The organism is Luteibacter jiangsuensis (genome assembly GCF_030812295.1).
Lineage (GTDB): Bacteria > Pseudomonadota > Gammaproteobacteria > Xanthomonadales > Rhodanobacteraceae > Luteibacter > Luteibacter jiangsuensis_A.
Map to the genome: position 1 here is coordinate 69,207 of NZ_JAUSSK010000006.1, position 17,139 is coordinate 86,345.

Consider the following 17,139-nt stretch of genomic DNA (forward strand, 5'->3'; position numbering starts at 1 on the left):
CACATGGGGCCGCCCTCCCTATAGAAATGCGCGATCAGCGGATACAGTGTCGCGATGAACTCTACGCGTTCCACCCTGTGGCTGCCGGCGCTTGCCGTGCTCGGCTCCGTGACGTCGTTGTGCATCGGCACGTCGTTTGCGAAGAAGCTGTTTCCGCTCATCGGAGCCGAGGGCACGTCGGCGCTTCGCGTCGGCTTTTCGGCACTGGTGTTGCTGATCGTATGGCGCCCCTGGCGCTGGCCGTTGAGCCGCCGCGACGCGGGATCGGTGATCCGTTACGGGCTGACCCTTGGCGTGATGAACCTGCTGTTCTACCTCGCCCTGCGCACGATCCCCTTCGGGATCGCCGTGGCGATCGAGTTCAGTGGCCCGTTGGCGGTGGCGATGTGGTCGTCGCGTCGGCCAGTGGATTTCGTCTGGCTTGCCTGTGCGATCGCAGGTCTCGTCATGTTGTTGCCGCTTGGCCACGACAGCCCGCTCGACCCCATGGGCGTAACGTTGGCCCTGGCCGCCGCGGTGTGCTGGGCCCTCTACATCGTCTTCGGCAAGAAGGCAGGACACCTGCATGCGGGGCATTCGGTCTCGCTGGGACTCGTTGCCGCCAGTTTCGTCGTCGTGCCCTATGGGATTGCGCATGCGGGAGCGAGTCTGCTGAATCCCGGCATCCTGGCCGCCGGACTCGGTGTGGCCGTCATCTCCAGCGCCATTCCCATGTCGTTGGAGATGATGGCGTTGAAGCGCCTGCCCAGTGAGACCTTCGGCATCATGGTGAGCCTGGAACCCGCCGTTGCATCCTTGCTGGCGATGTTGCTCCTGGGCGAGCACCTCATGTCGTCGCAGTGGCTGGCGATCGGCTTTATCGTGCTGGCATCGATCGGTAGCACGGTGACGGCGAAGCGCGCCGCGACCCCCTCGGTGGAAGTGGCTGGCTGAGATCGACCGGATGCGGTGTGACAGGCGGGTCGCAGCTGCGGCCCGCCCACCGGTTACCAGGACTTGCGAACCCCGAGCGTCCCCGCGACACGCCGGTAGTGACGCGCACCGAAGCGGGTTTCCACGTCGCCCCACACGCGCCAGCCGCTATGCCTCAGGAAGGCGACGCCGAGTTTCAGCGCATAGCTGTTGCGCGGCACGCCGCCTGTGAAGGTTTCACCATCGAGTTGCGTGGCATCCAGCTTGCCGAGACGGCGAAGCCAGTTGGCGGCCACGTAGGGTGAGGCGATGTGCCCCCCCGGCGTGTTCCAGCGAGCCGCCGCACGAGCGCCAAGACGGCTGGTAAGGCCGCTGGCATGAGCCGGGATGACACGGGTTCCATTGGCTTCGGTATGCTTGCCACCCCGCATGCGGGTGGCGAGCAGCTGCGCCTGGGGTTCCAGGTATGCGTCGGATTCCGCGCCCAGTGTAGTGCGCCAGCGGTGACCTACTTCGACACTGGCCGTGAGCGCGCCGCTACCGTAGCGCTCGTTCTGCAAGGCGTCGCCTTCCACCCGCTGGCTGAAGTGCGCGTATTGGGTCCAGCCGCGCAGATACATGCCATTGTTGGCCCGGACTCCTGCGTAGATACCGGCGGCCGCACCGCGCACGCGGCCCTTGGCCGAATAGCGTGTGAGCAGGGAATGACCACGCGTATCCGAGTGTCCTGCGGAGGCCATGACGCCCACGTGCGATGCCGCTGCCCCGTCACCATGAAGCAGGTCGGCGCCCAGGGTGAGTTCGTTCGTGGCGGTGGTCGTGGTGATCTGATCGCGCAGGTCGAACGTGGTGTGCTGGCGTTCGAAGCGTGCCCACGCACTGCGGCGGGAGCCTTCGTCTTCCTCGTCTTCACCCGCGCCAGGCCCCGTCCGGAACATGGCGAGCGCCGCCGTCTGGTTGGCCCGGTACGTACCTGTTTCCGGACGCAGCACCGGTGCAGGCGGCTCGCCAGGATCGACCCATTCGCCCGGATCGGGAGGTGTCTGCGGGTCGACGATGACCTCCCGCACGCTCGATCGCAGGTACCAGTCGCCGTCGTCGGGTTGGCTCAGGGAGCCTTGGTAGAGGAAATACTCATGCGCTCCGGCGACCGCGCGGCCAGCGAGCCGAAAGCTGCCTTCCGAGCGACCGTCGACCCGGACTAGGGGGATGCCGTCCTGGGTGTGGTCGCCGGTGCCGTCGAGCACGTCGACGGCGATCAGGCTGCCTCCCGAGGTGTTGCCCGTGACATGCACGAGGTCGGCCAGGGAGTGATCGTCGCCAAGCCTGCCGCGCATCCGGAAGAGGCCATCGTTGCCTTCGTAGTCGCCGGCGATGGTGAGCGTGCCGAAGGATCCCGGCGTACCGGGTGCAAAGGCGACGACGCCATGGTCGTTGCGCAGGCTGCCGATGCGGCTGTCGCCGGTGACGGTCCAGGTACCCCCGCTTTCAAGGGACACATGGCGCACGATCGATGTGGCGCCGGACCAGGCGGCGCCGTTCTTGATGGAAAGCGAGAACTTCGTCTGGTCGGGCGTAGGTACCGCCGGATTGTCCGAAAGACGGATAGCCCCCACGGCGACGGCACGGTCGTCCAGCACCACGGTGAATGCCTGCGTGGAGGCCGGGTCCACTTCCGCGAACGCCCCGTTTCCACCGGTCAGCGATGCGCCGCCGCCAAGGCGGACGATGCCGGGATCGTTGAGGCCCAGGGCTGCACCGTTCTGGCTGTGCAGGGAGCCGCCATCCATGCGCAGCGTGCCGCCTGCCTGCACGATGGCGCCGTACGCGCCGGCGCCCGACACCTCGACCGTGCTGTCCGTGCTGCGAATGTCACCGCCGGAAGCATGGATGCCGTGTGCGCCGGCTCCCGAGGTGACGATCGATGCATTGCGCAGTTGCACGGTACCGCCCTGGGTCGCGAACACGCCGTATGCCGATGCGCCTGCCGTGGCGACGCGCGAGCCGCGGACATCGACCTGTGGGAGGCGGCCCGGATGATCGCCTCCCTGCGCGAGCAGGCCATGGCTTTGCTGGCCGTTTGTAACGACATCGACGTTGCCGACGGCGACCGAACCGCCACGATTGTCCAGGCCCGAGGCGAAATCACCCGTGGTTTCAATGCGCGTGTCGGCCAAGGAGAGAGGCCCCCCATTGGCTACGCTCACACCGGCGGAGTGCTCGCCATGGGTGAGGAGGTTGCTGCGGGTGACGGTGAACAATCCGCTGCCGGTGTTGACGTTCAACGCGTTCGCCCACTCCCCGTTCGTGGTCACCTGCACATCTTCGAGGGTGGCGGTGGCGGTGTCCTGGGTATGGACGCCGTGGCTTTCCCTGCCCGATGTCTCGATCTGGGCGCGGCGTGCGGAAAGCGAAGAGCTGCCGTCGCGGGCAATCAAGCCGGCGGCGTTGTCCCCTTCGGTGCGTATGCTGGTTCCCTCGACCAGGAACTGGCCGCCATCCTCGGCCACGATGCCGGCGGCGACGGTGCCCAGCGTATGGATGCTGCCACCCTCGATGCGGCCGGCTGCACCGTCGAGCGCGAAAGTGGCCCCTGTGGCGCTGCCGCCCTCGGTACGGATGTCGACGCCATAAAGGGCGGTGACGGTGCCTTGCGTGCCCGTGACATAAAGGCCATGGGCGAGGTCGCCCTTTGTGGTGAGTTCGCCGCCGGTGAGGGTGACTTCGCTGAAGGCGCCGGTCACGCGGATGGCCGACGCGGATTCGCCCTGGGTACGCAGGATGACGTGCTTGCCCTCGGCCTTGCCACCGTTGGTGGCCAGTACCCCATAGCGTGATGGTTCGCTGGTTTCATAGGTTCCGGCGTCGATATCCAGCCAGGTGCCGTCGGCCACGAATGGCGGGGGCTCGGCCGAGACCGCCGGGGCGCAAAGCGCCGCCACGAAGGCGGCGAGGTATCGGCGGGGAGAGGGGTGTTGTATGGTCAAAGCGTCGCTCCTTGTCAGGCGGCTGGGCAGGGGTGCCCAACAGCAACTTCCGGGTGACAGGGTAGGGACTGGCTTCAGGTGGCGGAACGCGATTATTCTGAAAATGTCTGCGAACGCCGTCTGCGATGCGCCGCCGGACATCCACGCTTCACAATAGCCGTTGCACCCTAGGCGGGTCCGTCCTTTGGACGGGTGCGCACCGGATGCGAGTTTTATTTTGTCTGCAAGCGCGACGATTGCCGTGGAAGGTTCGCCATTTCAGCGGTATGCTCCGCAGCGCTTGCCCTATACATAACAAATGAGGAGCCCTAAATCATGAAGGTCATTTCCATCACTGCCCTGGCTTTTGTCGCCGCCGCCATGCTGTCGGGCTGCAACAAGTCCGACGACACCTCGGCCACCGCGCCGTCGTCCGCTTCGACCGCCGCTGCCGCCCCCGAGGCTGCTCCGGCCGCCACGCCGCCGGCTGACACCACCCCGCCGGCCGCCAGCACGGCCGCTCCGGCTGCCGCCGGCACCGCCGCTCCGGCTCCGGCTTCGACCGCTTCGGGTCAGTAAGCCACGCTCGCGACCGCCCGTCCTTCCCCGGAAGGACGAGCGGATTCGCGGAAAAAAAGCCGCTGCTGTTCGCAGCGGCTTTTTTTGTCCGTTACCGGGGAGCCCGGGTGGGAGCCGCCCCCTGTCGACGAGGGGTGTTTGCCGCAACCTGGCCCGCTGCCACGGGATCGCCGACACGTCGGCTCCCACCAGGGCTCCGGGCATGCCTCGTGCCAGGCGGCGGCCAACTGGCTCCGTGTCTCATGACCTGTAGCCCTCCCGTTCAGGATGCGGCAGGCTAGGGCGGTTCCGTCCCACTGCCACAGGAATGCCCATGCCACGTCGTCCCGTGTTGCTGCCCATGCTCGCGCTGTCCCTGGCTGTCACCTCGTCCTTCGTCGCCGCGCAGACCGCGCCGCTGACGCCGGATATCCCGGCAACGTACGAAGCGCCCGCCGGCGCCAACGATTACATCAAGCGCGTTGTCGAGATTCCGATGCGCGACGGGGTGAAGCTGCATACCGTCATCGTCATCCCGAAGAACGCGAAACACGCTCCTATCCTGCTCACCCGCACCCCGTATAACGCCGACGGGCGGGCGAAGCGCTCGGACGCTCCCACCATGCGCAACCTGCTGCCGATGGGCGACGAGGTCTTCGTCGACGCCGGTTACATCCGCGTCTTCCAGGACATTCGCGGCAAGTACGGCTCGGAAGGGGATTACGTGATGACCCGGCCACTGCGTGGGCCACTGAACTCGTCCGATGTCGATCACTCCACCGACGCCTACGACACGATCGAATGGCTGACCAAGAACCTGCCCGAGTCCAATGGCAAGGTCGGTATGATCGGGTCCTCCTACGAGGGGTTTACCGTGGTGATGGCCCTGGTAAATCCCCATCCCGCGCTCAAGGTGGCCGCGCCGGAGAGCCCGATGGTGGATGGCTGGATGGGCGACGACTGGTTCCACTACGGGGCCTTCCGCCAGACCAACTTCGACTACATCGCCGGCCAGAACGCCAAGCGCGGCAAGGGCGCGACCATTCCGCGGACGGGCTACGACGACTACGCCAACTTCCTGGCTGCCGGTTCCGCGGGGGATTATGCGCGGACCGCGGGCCTCGACCAGTTGCCTTATTGGCGCAAACTCAGCGAACACCCCGCCTACGACGCCTATTGGCAAGGACAGGCGCTGGACAAGGAAATGGGTCGCCAGCCGCTGAAAGTGCCCACCATGTGGGTCCAGGGCCTGTGGGACCAGGAGGACATGTGGGGCGCCATCCACAGCTATGAGGCGGTGGAGCCCAAGGACAAGGGCAACGACAGGAATTACCTGGTCATGGGCCCATGGCGGCACAGCCAGGTGAACTACGACGCCTCGTCGCTGGGTGCGCTCGAGTGGGATGGCGATACCGCGCTGCAGTTCCGCCGCGATGTCCTCTTGCCCTTCTTCAACCAGTACCTGGTCGATGGCGCACCCAAGGCGAACACCCCGCCCGTGTTGATCTACAACACGGGCGAGAACCATTGGGACCGCTTCAAGAGCTGGCCACAGGCCAGGTCGAGCCGGCCGATGTACCTCAATGCCAACGGTAAGTTGTCGTTTGAGGCCCCTGGCGCGGCCGAAGCCAAGTATGACGAGTACGTCTCGGACCCGGCGAAGCCGGTGCCATATGTGCCACGCCCGGTGCATTTCGCCGACCGACAGTCCTGGACCACCTGGCTGGTGCAAGACCAGCGGTTCGTCGATGGACGTCCGGATGTCCTGACGTACGTGACCGAGCCGCTCACCGCGCCGCTGAGGGTGGCTGGCGCACCGCAGGTGAACCTCTACGCCTCGACCAGTGGCACGGACAGCGACTGGGTGGTGAAGTTGATCGATGTCTACCCGGACACCAATGCCAGCAAGCCGGCCATGGGTGGCTATGAGCTCGCGGTCTCCATGGATATCTTCCGCGGCCGCTACCGCGAGAGCTTCGCCGAGCCCAAGGCGCTCACGCCGAATACGCCACTGGAGTACCGCTTCGGCCTGCCGACCGTGGACCACACCTTCCTTCCCGGCCACCGGGTCATGGTGCAGGTGCAGTCGTCGTGGTTCCCGCTGTACGACCGCAACCCGCAAACCTTCGTGCCCAACATCTTCTTCGCCAAGCCGTCCGATTACCGGAAGGCCACGCAGCAGGTATGGCATGCGCCTGGCACGGCCAGTGCGATCGAACTTCCGGTGGTGCAGGGCGGCAAGTAAGGCAGCCCGGGGGCGCAACCACGTTTGCGTTCCCTGCACGCCACCGGCGCGATCCTCGGGTTCCACCCGAGCCCGAGGATCGCCCGCATGGCCCGCCCCATCTGGACCGGTACGCTGTCGTTCGGCCTGCTCAACGTGCCGATCCGGCTGATGTCCGGAGAGCGACGCAACGACCTGCATTTCCGCATGCTCGACCAGCGCGACAATACGCCGGTGCGCTATGAACGCGTGAACGCCGACACGGGCGAAGAAGTGCCATGGAAGGACATCGTCAAGGCCTTCGAGTACCAGAAAGGCAATTACGTGGTCCTCGAAGAGGACGATATCCGTAACGCCGCCAGCGACGCGCACGAGACGGTGGAGATCGACACCTTCGTCGATGCCCGCGAGATAGCGCCGGCGTACTACGAAAAGCCCTATGTGTTGCTTCCGGCGAAGAAGGCCGAGAAGGGCTATGTGTTGCTGCGCGAGACGCTGAAGAAAACCGGCAAGGCCGGCATCGCCCGCGTGGTCATCCGGACGAAGGAATACCTTGCCGCCGTCATGCCGCAAGGCGATGCCCTGGTCCTCAACCTGCTCCGTTACACCTCGGAGGTCGTCGACCTGGACGACTTCGAACTGCCGGGAAAATCCACCGGCGACTACCGGATTACATCGCGTGAGATAGCGATGGCGACCGATCTCGTCGAGTCGATGTCGGGCAAGTGGAAGCCCGAGGATTACCGTGACGAGTTCCGCGAAAAGCTGCGTACGGCCATCGAGAAGCGCCTCAAGAGCAAGGGTGTCACCGCCCGGGTGGAGGAAGAGGAACACACACCGGAGAACGCCGCGACGAATGTGGTCGATTTCATGGCGCTGTTGAAGAAGAGCATCGGCGCGAAGACGCGTACGCCGGCGGCAAAGAACACCCCGGAACGCAAGCCGGCGGCGAAGAAGGCGCCTGCGAAGAAAACGGCCGCGAAGAAAACGGCGGCAAAGAAGACCGCTTCGCGCAAGGCTCCGGCCAAGCGCCGGAAGGCGGGCTGACCCATGGCGGGACAACACGTCGGCGGCATCACCATCACCCATCCCGAACGCGAGGTGTTCGGCGAGGGTGGTCCGACCAAGGGCGACGTGGCGGCGTATTACGAAGCGGTCGCCTCGCATATGCTGCCGGAACTGCGAGGACGCCCGCTCTCGCTGGTCCGTTGCCCACAGGGCACCACCGGCCAGTGTTTCTTTCAGAAGCATCACAGCGACAAGCTCGGTGAGCACGTCAAAGCCGTCACGTTGATGGAAAAGGACGGGGGTGAAGCCGAGTACATCTATGTGGACGATGTCGCCGGTGTGCTCGAACTGGTGCAGATGAACACGCTCGAATTCCATCCCTGGGGCGCCCGCGCGGACAAGCCCGACCAGCCGGACCGGCTGATCTTCGACCTGGACCCGGCTACCGGTGTCGCATGGAAGGACATCGTGGCGGCGGCCCGCGAGATCCGTGACCGCCTTGCCGAGGTGAAGCTGGAAAGCTTCGTGCGCACGTCGGGCGGCAAGGGCCTGCACGTGGTGGCCCCGTTTCGCCGAGGGCCCTCCTGGGATGCGGTGAAAGCGTTCTGCGAAGGCATCGCCGATGCGATGGTCGCCGATAAACCCCAGCGCTATATCGCGCAGGCCAGCAAGGCCAAGCGCGAGGGCCTGATCTTCATCGACTGGTTGCGCAACACCCGCGGCGCCACGAGCGTCACCGGCTGGTCGCTGCGCGCACGGCCCGGTGCGCCGGTGGCGATGCCCGTGCGCTGGGATGAGATCGCGCGGCTGAAAGGCGGCGGTGCCTTCGACCTGAAGAAGGCGTTGAAACGGGCGAAGTCCGCGGATGCGGACCCCTGGGCGGACATCGCGACGCTCAAACAGTCGCTGCCCTAGCGCCCAAGAAAAGCTCCGGTGGGAGCCGACCTTGTCGGCGATGGGTGCTCGCCGCGGCCGGGCCCGCTGCCGCGGGATCGCCGACAAGGTCGGCTCCCACCAAGCGATGCGGGATCAGAAATCCCAGATCACCGGCACCCAACGGAACGCGTCACCGCTGATCGCGACACGTCCCACGGACGGGAAGGGCAGGTGGGTGGCCACCATCAGCGAGCCGCTTTCCGCCATTTCGCGGAACAGGCTCAAGCGTACGCGGGCCGCTTCCTCGGGATCGTGCTCGAAGCCGTTGGACCACTCCGGGTGGTCGAAGCCGACGGGGAAGACGGCGTCGCCGGCGAAAGTCAGTCGCTCCCCGCGCGAGGTCAGCGCGACCACGGAGTGCCCTGGCGTGTGTCCACCGGTGCGCCGGGCGACCACGCCCGGTGCCACTTCGTACGATTCGTCGAAGGTCTGGATGCGGTCGCGGTATTCGTTCGCAAAACTCTGTGCGGTCGATCGAAGCACCGGCGGCACCGCCGGCGGCATGGCGGTGTGGGTGAAGTCGGGCGCCTCCCAGAACGCGACCTCGGCGGCGTTCACGTGGATACGGACGTCCGGACGCAAGCCCTCCTTCACTCCCTCGACAAGCAGGCCGCCGACATGGTCCATGTGCATGTGGGTGATCACCACGTCGGTGATCGATGCGAGATCGATGCCGGCGGAGGCCAGTCGTTGCGGAAGCTGGCCGGTGCGCGGGAAGCCCGGAAACTGGATGCCCAGTCCGGCGTCGATGAGGATCGTCTGTTCACCGCTGCGCACCACCATCACGTTCAGCGGCCAGTCGAAGGTGTCCGGCGGCATGTACATGTAACCCAGCCAGTCCGACAGATCGGTGGGTGCGGCGTTCGCCGCCATGATCACCGCCGGTATCGGCATGACACCGTCGCTGATCACGAGCACGTCGATGTCGCCGACCTTCACCGCGTAGCGGGACGGGACCAGTTCTTGAGGCGGCTGCGCGGCGGGACGCGCGATGTTGGGTACGGACGACATGATGGAGATCTCCAGGGGATACGTCCGCATCCTAGGTCGCGGGAGATATCGTCAGTAGATCCTTCGAGCGCGTCACCGTGTTTCCTGAAACGCACCACGCAAGGTGCGCTTGCAGCGACTGTCGGCGTATTGGAAAAATGTGCGGTGGCGCGGTGCCGGGCTTCCGCCTTCCGGCGGAGCCCGGCTGGCGCCCTTTATTTACCCTGCATCCGCCGCAGCGAAGCCATCACCTCGTAGCATGCGCCCATCGTGTGATAGTCGGTCTTGCCGGCGGGGCTCTTCTCGTCGTCGTACTTCTCGTTGTTGCGCTTGAGGATGCGGTACCACGCACCGTACGTGTGGTCGACGAAATGCTCCCAGCTGTAAGCCCAGATCTTGTCGTACCACTCGTCGTACTTCTTCTCGCCGGTGGTCTCGAACAGCAACTGCGCCGCGCCGAGCGACTCGGCCTGTACCCAGAAATACTTGTCGTCGTCGCAGACGTCGCCCTCGGGCGAGAAGCCGTAGGCGATGCCGCCGTATTGCTTGTCCCAGGCCTTGTCCAGTGCTTCGTCGAACAAGTGCTTCGCCGTGGGGACAAGCCACGGCTTATGCCGCGCCGTGCCCTTGGTATAGCGCTCGAGCATCATCAGCAGCTTCGCCCATTCGGTCTGGTGGCCGGGCTGGAAGCCCCAGGGACGGAACAGGTGCTTGGGATTGTCGAGGTTGTATTCCCAGTCGATCGTCCAGTCGCTGTGGTAGTGCTCCCACACGAGCTTTTGCGGTGTCAGTCCAGCCTGGCGCTGGGTCATGTTCTCGGCCAGCAGCAGCGCGCGGTCGAGGAAGCGGTCGTCCTTCGTGGCTTCCCACGCGGCGATCATGGCCTCGGTCATGTGCATGTTCGCGTTCTGGCCGCGGTAACCGGTGAAGTTCCAGTCCTTGTCGGCCTCGTCGCGGTACAAGCCGTGGGACGGCTCCCAGTAACGCTTCTCGAGCAGGTCCCAGATATCGTTCTGCCAGCCCTTCGCTTCCTCGAATCCGACCTTCACGCCGCAGGAATAAGCCAGCAGCATGAAGGCGAGCCCGTAGCAGTGGTTCATCTGGTCGTCGCGCTTGCCGTCGGCGATGGTCCAGGCGTAACCGCCGGTTTCCGGGTTGAGGTGCACCTCGCGCAGGTACTTCAGCCCGTGCATCGTGAGTTCCTTGTCCTCGGGCTTCTTGAACTCGAGGTAGGCCATCGCGTGGTTGAAGACGAAGCGCGTGCTGGACACGAGGTGGCGGTGGGTCTTGTCGTAGACCGTGCCGTCGTCCTTGTAGTACTGGAAGAAGCCGCCGGCCGGATCGACCTCGTTCGGCTTGTAGAAGGCCATGGTCTTGGCGACGTGGTCGCGCAGGACATCGACGGAATGGAAATCGGGAAGGGGAACGGTCGTCATGCGTGCTTCTCCATGAAGGCCTTCACTTCGGCCTGGTCGGGGATGGCGGTGAACGAGCCCTTGCGGGTGGCGGTGATCGCGCCGCAGGCGGCGGCGAATCGGATCAGGTCGACGAGGCGGCGCTCGTCGGCGATGAGCGCATCGAAGCGCTCGGGAGTGACGCCTTCGGTGGCGAGGCGGGCGAGCAGGCCGCCGACGAAGGCATCGCCGGCGGCGGTCGTGTCGACAGCCTCCACGTGATATCCCTCGAGCGTGCCGCGCGCGCCGCGCGAGAACCAGCGCATCGGCTCGGCGCCGTCGGTCACCAGCAGCAGGCGCGCCTTGCCACGCCAGAGGCGTTCGAGCACGGCGTCGTCGGAACCCGCCCCAGCGTGGATGAAGGCGAACTCCTCCGCGCTCAGCTTGATCACGTCCGCTTCGTGGAGGGTTTCCCACAGCCGTGGCAGCGGTGCCTCGTCGTGGGGCCACAAGGCGGGGCGCAGGTTCATGTCGAAACTCACCAGGGCGCCGGCCGCGCGGGCGCGGCGCATGCCTTCCACCGTGGTGGCGGCGATGGCGGCTTCGGTCAGGGAGTTCGAACAGACATGGAAGATGGCGATGTCGTCGAAGGCTTCCTTGCGGAAGTGTTCGGGACGGAAGAGCAGGTCCGCGGCGGGCGGACGGTAGAAGCTGAAGCTACGGTCGCCCTTGTCGTCATGGGCGACGAAGGCCAGCGCCGTGCGCGCCTCGTCGGTACGGGCGATGTCGTCGGTACCGACACCGAGTTCGGTAAGACTCTTCAGCAGGAAGTCGCCGAACATGTCGCGTGCGAGCATGCCGGCAAAGCGGGCCTGGGCGCCCAGTCGTGCCGCGGCGACCGCGACATTGGCCGGCGCACCGCCGGCAAAGGGAACGAAGGCGGGAGGCTGACCGGCGCCGCCCTGGGGCTGTGCGTGGAAATCGATCAGCGCCTCGCCGAAGCAGAGGATGGAAGACATGCGTACGGCCTGTCCTTGGGGGCGAGGTGAAAAGAGCGACGGCCGGCTTCGATGCCGGCCGTCGTCGTGGGGCGCTTAGCGGGCGGCGACGGGGACGCCGCGGATCTTCGAGCCGCTGAGGCCGTAGAACACGATGTACGCGTAGCAGATCAGCGGGATGAAGAAGGCGTGCTGCAAGCCGATCTGGTCGGCGACGACACCCTGGATCCAGGGGATCAGCGCACCGCCGACGATGGCCATGATCAGCAGGCTCGAGGCCTTGCCGGTCAGCGGGCCCATGCGCTCGATGCCGAGCGAGAAGATCGTCGGGAACATGATCGAGTTGAACAGGCCGATGACGACGATGCTGTAAACGGCCACGGTGCCCGTGGTCATCATGGTGGTGAGCACCAGGAGCATGTTGATCACGGCGAATGCGGCAAGCAGCTTGCGTGGCGAGAACTTGGCCAGCAGGGCCGAGCCGATGAAGCGGCCGACCATCGCGCCACCCCAGTAGAACGCCACGTGGCTGGCGGCCACTTCACCCGACATGTTGCCGATTTCCGGCAGCTGCAGGTAGTTGATCATGAAGCTGCCGATCGCCACTTCGCCACCGACGTAGAAGAAGATGCCGAGCACGCCGAAGAGCACGTGCGGGGTCTTCAGGGCGTCCATCAACGAGTGGTGGCTGTCGTCGGCCTTCTCGGTGGTTTCTTCCAGTGCCGGCAGCTTGAACAGGTACACGCCGACGGCCAGCAGCACCAGCACGATGGCCAGGCCGATGTACGGGCCCTGCACCGTGGAGGCTTCGTGCGCGCGATAGGTGATCTGCTCCGCCGCCGAGAGCTTGGCGATGTCCGCGCTGCTCTTCACCGCGCTGGAGAGGATCAGGAAGCCGCCGAAGAACGGGGCCAGGAAGGTGCCGAACGAGTTCAGCGCCTGGGCCAGGGTGAGACGGCTGGAGCTGGTCTTCTCGGGGCCGAGCAGGGCCACATAGGCATTGGCCGCCACCTGCAGCACCGTGATGCCGGTGGCGAGGATGAACAGCGCGGCGAGGAAGAACGGGTACAGGCGCATGCCCGCGGCGGGCCAGAACATCGCCGCGCCGATGCCGGCGACGATCAGGCCGGCGACGATGCTTTTCTTGTAGCCGAGCGCGGCGACGATCTTGCCCGCCGGCAGCGACATGATGAAGTACGCCCCGAAGAAGGTGAACTGGATCAGCAGCGCCTGGGCGTAGTTCAGCTCGAACACGGCCTTCAGGTGGGGGATGAGGATGTCGTTCAGGCAGGTCAGGAACCCCCACATGAAGAAGATCGTCGTCATCACGCCGAGCGCAAGGGGGAAATAGGTGTAGCGGGTGTCGCCCGAGGTCGTCGAGGACGACGAGGTGGGCGATGGCGTGTAACCGGTGGCCATGGGGCGCTCCATTGGTTGGTTCAGGGGGAGGACGGCGGACAGCTGCTTTCGCGTACGACCAGCCGTACCGGCGCGATCGTATATGCAGTGTCCGTCTCGGGATTGCTCAATCTATCCAGGATGAGTTCGGCGCTGCGTCGCCCGAGGCCACGCGGATCGACCGCGATGGTGGTGAGGGGCGGTACGCACACCGAGGCTTCCGCGACATCGTCGAAACCGGTCAGGGCGAAATCCTCGCCCGGGCGGCGGCCCCGCCTGGTCAGTCCAAGCATGAGCCCCAGGGCGACGGCGTCGTTGTAGCAGACCGCCGCCGTGGGTGCGGGATCGCGGGCGAACAGGGCGCCGGTCTGCCGGGCGGCTTCGAGACGGGTGGGCGCGCTCTCGATCATCCAGGCGGGATCGACCTTGAGCCCGGCATCGCGCATGGCGCCGGCGTAGCCCCGGCGGCGCTGTTCCACCGAACTGGAGTCGCGGTGGCCGCCGAAGAAGGCGATGCGCTGGTGGCCCAGGCCGATCAGGTGTTCGGTGGCAAGGCGGGCGCCGTGCTCGTTGTCCATCTCGAGCGTGTCCCAGCGGTGCGCGCCATCGTCGTCGGGCAGCTCGCGGTTGAACACGAGCAGCGGCGTGTGCATGCCCACGGCGGCCAGTACCTGCTCACCCTCGCTGCCTTCGGCCGGGGAGAGGATGATCCCGGCGGGGCCATGCTCGATCAGCGAGGTGAGCACTGCCTGCTGGCGGTCCGGCGATTCGCCGGTGTTGCCCAGGAGGGTGACGTAGCCCGCGCTGGCCAGGGCTTCGTCGGCCCCGGCGGCGAATTCGGCGAAGAAGGGGTTGCCGAGGTCGTTGATGACCAGGCCGATGCTCGAGGACGTGCGCCGGCGCAGGTTGGCCGCCGCCCGGTTATAAACGTAGCCTTGGCGCTTCAGTTCCGCCTCCACCCGTGCCCGGGTGGCGGAGTTGACCAAGGGGCTGCCGCGCAGCACCAGGGATACGGTGGCCCGCGATACGTCGCAACCCTGGGCGATATCGGCGAGTGTCACCTTGCGGCGCTGCGGGGTATTCCTCGACATTGAAGCTCCTTCAAACGATCTAAACCGGGCGATGATCGCGCGGTAGGCCCAGGGATGCATCACGCACTGCAACATGCGTGTCTGCGCAATCTTTGCTACGTTCGGTCCGTTTGTCACGATCCAAATGATCGCGACCACTCGCAACGCGTCCACCCGAGGGGAACCAACGATGTCGAGCACCACCCGTCTGCGCCACGGCCTGCTGGCCGCCGCCCTGTCCTTCGCCTTGCCCGCGCTCGCGCTGGCGGCCCCGAGCGACAAGGCGTCCAGCGCCTTCGCGGCGGTCGATCCGATGATCGGCACCGGTGGTGACGGGCATACCTTCCCCGGCGCCACGGTGCCCTTCGGCATGATCCAGCTCTCGCCGGACACGGCCATGCCGGATGTGAAGCATGCCTATAAATGGGCCGCCGGCTATCAGTACGGCGACTCGAGTATTCTCGGTTTCTCCCATACGCATTTCTCCGGCAGCGGCCATTCCGACCTGGGCGACGTACTCGTCATGCCCATCGCCGGCGACGTGAAGCTGGATCCCGGTTCCCCCGACCAGCCCGGTAGCGGCTATCGCTCACGTTTCGATCACAAGAGCGAGAAAGCCGAGGCAGGGTACTACGCCGTCACGCTGGCCGACTACGACGTGCGCGCGGAGCTGACCGCGGGAGCCCGGGTGGGCTGGCACCGGTATACCTTTCCCAAGGGCAAGCCGGCCCACCTGTTGCTCGACCTCCGACCCAGCATCTATGACTACGACGGCAAGGTGCTGTGGTCGTCCCTGCGCGTCCGCTCCGACGGCACGGTGACCGGCGGCCGCACCACGCGTGGCTGGGCGCCGGGCCGCCAACTGTATTTCGCCATGCGCTTCAACCAGCCACTGGCCTCGCGCAGCCTCAAGAACCGCGAATCCGCCATTCCCTACCGTGGCTTCAGCGGTCCGGGCAACCGTGCCGAGGACGTGGACGCGATCAGCGGGCGGGCCCTGGAAGGCGTGTTCGATTTCGGCGACCTCGGCACGCCGCTGGTCGTCAAGGTGGCGGTATCGTCCGTGAGCGAGGACAACGCGGTGGCCAACCTGGACAAGGACGGGGCCGGATTCGATTTCGACACCCGCCGCGCGGAAGCCCGCCAGGCCTGGGAGAAGGCCCTTTCCAGCGTCGACGTGCAAGCCCCGGCGCAGACCCGCAAGACGTTCTATACGGCGCTGTACCACGCCATGATCGCGCCCGGCCTGTCGATGGACGTCAACGGCGAGTACCGCGGCCCGGACAACCAGGTGCACACCGCCAAGGGTTTCGACTTCTATTCCACGTGGTCGCTCTGGGACGTGTACCGCGCGCAGCAGCCCCTGATGACCTTGCTCGAACCGGCGAAAAGCAACGATTTCGTCAGTTCGTTGATCGCCGCCCGCCAGGCAAGCCCCTTCGGCATCCTTCCGGTGTGGGCGTACCAGGGCATGGAGACCTGGTGCATGATCGGCTACCACGCCGTGCCGGTGATCGCCGACGCCTATATGAAGGGTATCCGCGGCTACGATGCCAACGCCGCGCTGGACGCGATGGTGGCCAGCGCCACCTACGGCCCCTACGGTGGCCTGGACGACTACATGAAGCTCGGCTACGTGCCGATCGACCGCCAGCCCGAAGCCGCGTCCAAGACGGTGGAGTATGCGTTCGACGACTGGTCGCTGGCGCAGATGGCCAAGGCCATGGGGAAGGACGGCATCGCCGCGACCTTCATGAAGCGCGCCGGTAACTGGAAGAACAGTTTCGACACCAAGACCGGTTTCCTCCGCGCCCGCAAGAGCGACGGCACGTATCGCGAGCCGTTCGATCCTTCGTCCGCCGGTTACGGCAGCGACTACACCGAAGGTAACGCCTGGCAGTATTCCTGGTACGTGCCACAGGACGTCGCCGGGCTGATCGACGCGCTGGGTGGCAGGCAGGCCTTTGTCGACAAGCTGGATTCCGTGTTCGATGCGAAGGTCGACCCGAAGTCCTTCGCCCACGTCGAGGACATCACCGGGCTGATCGGCTGGTACGCGCATGGTAACGAGCCGAGCCACCAGGTGGCCTACCTCTACGACTACGCCGGCCAGCCCTGGAAGACCCAGGAGCGCCTGGTGAAGATCATGCAGACCCAATACACGCCGACGCCCACGGGCCTCGTCGGCAACGACGACCTCGGCCAGATGTCGGCGTGGTACATCTTCACGGCGCTGGGCTTCTACCCGGTGGCGCCTGGCAGCAACCAGTACGTGATCGGCCGTCCGTTCGTGGAAAAGGCCACGCTCAACCTCGCCGGAGGCAAGCGCTTCACCGTCACGGCCGACCACCTGGATGCGAAGCATCCGTATGTGGGCAAGGTCACGCTCAATGGCAAGTCGCTGGAACGGACCTTCGTTCGGCATGAGGAGATCGTCGCGGGCGGCGAACTGCATTTCTCGATGCAGGAAACGCCGGCGAAGACATGGGGTACGGGCGAAGGGGCCCAGCCCTATTCCATGAGCGCACCGGCGAACTGAGCCGGGCCTTCACACACCGTCACAGGCTCTTCACGACGCCTTCGGCATTAAGCACGCCTCCAAACGGACGGGTGCGTCACTCTTCCCTTGCCAGTCGGCGGGGGGAGGGGGCGCACCCGTCGCGCGTCCTGAGGGCCGGCGATGGC

Annotated in this window: 12 protein-coding genes; 6 read left to right on the top strand and 6 right to left on the bottom strand. The window is 65.8% G+C overall.

Going from position 1 to position 17,139, the window contains the following annotated elements; translation table 11 throughout:
- Positions 1-54: 54 nt before the first annotated feature.
- Complete coding sequence (locus J2T07_RS18890) at positions 55-933, top strand: EamA family transporter (RefSeq protein WP_306852345.1); 879 nt, start codon at positions 55-57, stop codon at positions 931-933.
- A gap of 53 nt (positions 934-986) precedes the next feature.
- On the opposite strand, the gene J2T07_RS18895 is transcribed toward J2T07_RS18890, so the two are convergent.
- Complete coding sequence (locus tag J2T07_RS18895; protein WP_306852349.1) at positions 987-3,899, bottom strand: autotransporter outer membrane beta-barrel domain-containing protein; 2,913 nt, start codon at positions 3,897-3,899, stop codon at positions 987-989.
- Positions 3,900-4,214: 315 nt separating this feature from the next.
- On the opposite strand from J2T07_RS18895, the gene J2T07_RS18900 reads away from it, so the two are divergent.
- The 4 genes from J2T07_RS18900 to ligD all read left to right on the top strand — a co-directional run bounded on the left by J2T07_RS18900 (position 4,215) and on the right by ligD (position 8,583).
- The gene (locus J2T07_RS18900; protein ID WP_306852351.1) at positions 4,215-4,457 is read left to right on the top strand and encodes a hypothetical protein; all 243 of its coding nucleotides are present in this window, start codon (positions 4,215-4,217) and stop codon (positions 4,455-4,457) included.
- A 313-nt stretch (positions 4,458-4,770) separates the two neighbouring features.
- Positions 4,771-6,681, top strand: coding sequence for a CocE/NonD family hydrolase (locus tag J2T07_RS18905; protein WP_306852353.1), 1,911 nt, complete (start codon positions 4,771-4,773; stop codon positions 6,679-6,681).
- A gap of 87 nt (positions 6,682-6,768) precedes the next feature.
- Positions 6,769-7,707 carry a Ku protein gene (locus J2T07_RS18910; RefSeq protein ID WP_306852355.1) on the top strand — a complete coding sequence of 313 codons (939 nt, stop codon included), beginning with the start codon at positions 6,769-6,771 and terminating at the stop codon, positions 7,705-7,707.
- Between the two features lie 3 nt (positions 7,708-7,710).
- Entirely contained in the window at positions 7,711-8,583 is an 873-nt protein-coding gene (gene ligD, locus J2T07_RS18915; protein ID WP_306852357.1) for a non-homologous end-joining DNA ligase, read from the top strand.
- Positions 8,584-8,697: 114 nt separating this feature from the next.
- Here ligD and J2T07_RS18920 read toward each other — a convergent pair whose 3' ends face one another.
- From J2T07_RS18920 to J2T07_RS18940, 5 genes are all read right to left on the bottom strand, one after another.
- Positions 8,698-9,615, bottom strand: a complete 918-nt coding sequence (locus J2T07_RS18920) for an MBL fold metallo-hydrolase (protein ID WP_306852359.1) — start codon at positions 9,613-9,615, stop codon at positions 8,698-8,700.
- A gap of 194 nt (positions 9,616-9,809) precedes the next feature.
- Complete coding sequence (locus J2T07_RS18925) at positions 9,810-11,030, bottom strand: AGE family epimerase/isomerase (protein ID WP_306852362.1); 1,221 nt, start codon at positions 11,028-11,030, stop codon at positions 9,810-9,812.
- Positions 11,027-12,007 carry a carbohydrate kinase family protein gene (locus tag J2T07_RS18930; RefSeq protein ID WP_306852363.1) on the bottom strand — a complete coding sequence of 327 codons (981 nt, stop codon included), beginning with the start codon at positions 12,005-12,007 and terminating at the stop codon, positions 11,027-11,029. Before J2T07_RS18930 ends, J2T07_RS18925 begins: the two co-directional genes overlap by 4 nt.
- A 75-nt stretch (positions 12,008-12,082) precedes the next feature.
- Positions 12,083-13,405, bottom strand: coding sequence for an L-fucose:H+ symporter permease (fucP, locus tag J2T07_RS18935; protein ID WP_430539381.1), 1,323 nt, complete (start codon positions 13,403-13,405; stop codon positions 12,083-12,085).
- A gap of 20 nt (positions 13,406-13,425) precedes the next feature.
- Positions 13,426-14,475 (bottom strand): LacI family DNA-binding transcriptional regulator, encoded by a 1,050-nt coding sequence (locus tag J2T07_RS18940; RefSeq protein ID WP_306852366.1) that lies wholly within the window; start codon positions 14,473-14,475, stop codon positions 13,426-13,428.
- A 169-nt stretch (positions 14,476-14,644) separates the two neighbouring features.
- On the opposite strand from J2T07_RS18940, the gene J2T07_RS18945 reads away from it, so the two are divergent.
- Positions 14,645-16,993 (top strand): GH92 family glycosyl hydrolase, encoded by a 2,349-nt coding sequence (locus J2T07_RS18945; protein ID WP_306852368.1) that lies wholly within the window; start codon positions 14,645-14,647, stop codon positions 16,991-16,993.
- The last annotated feature ends 146 nt before the right edge of the window (positions 16,994-17,139 follow it).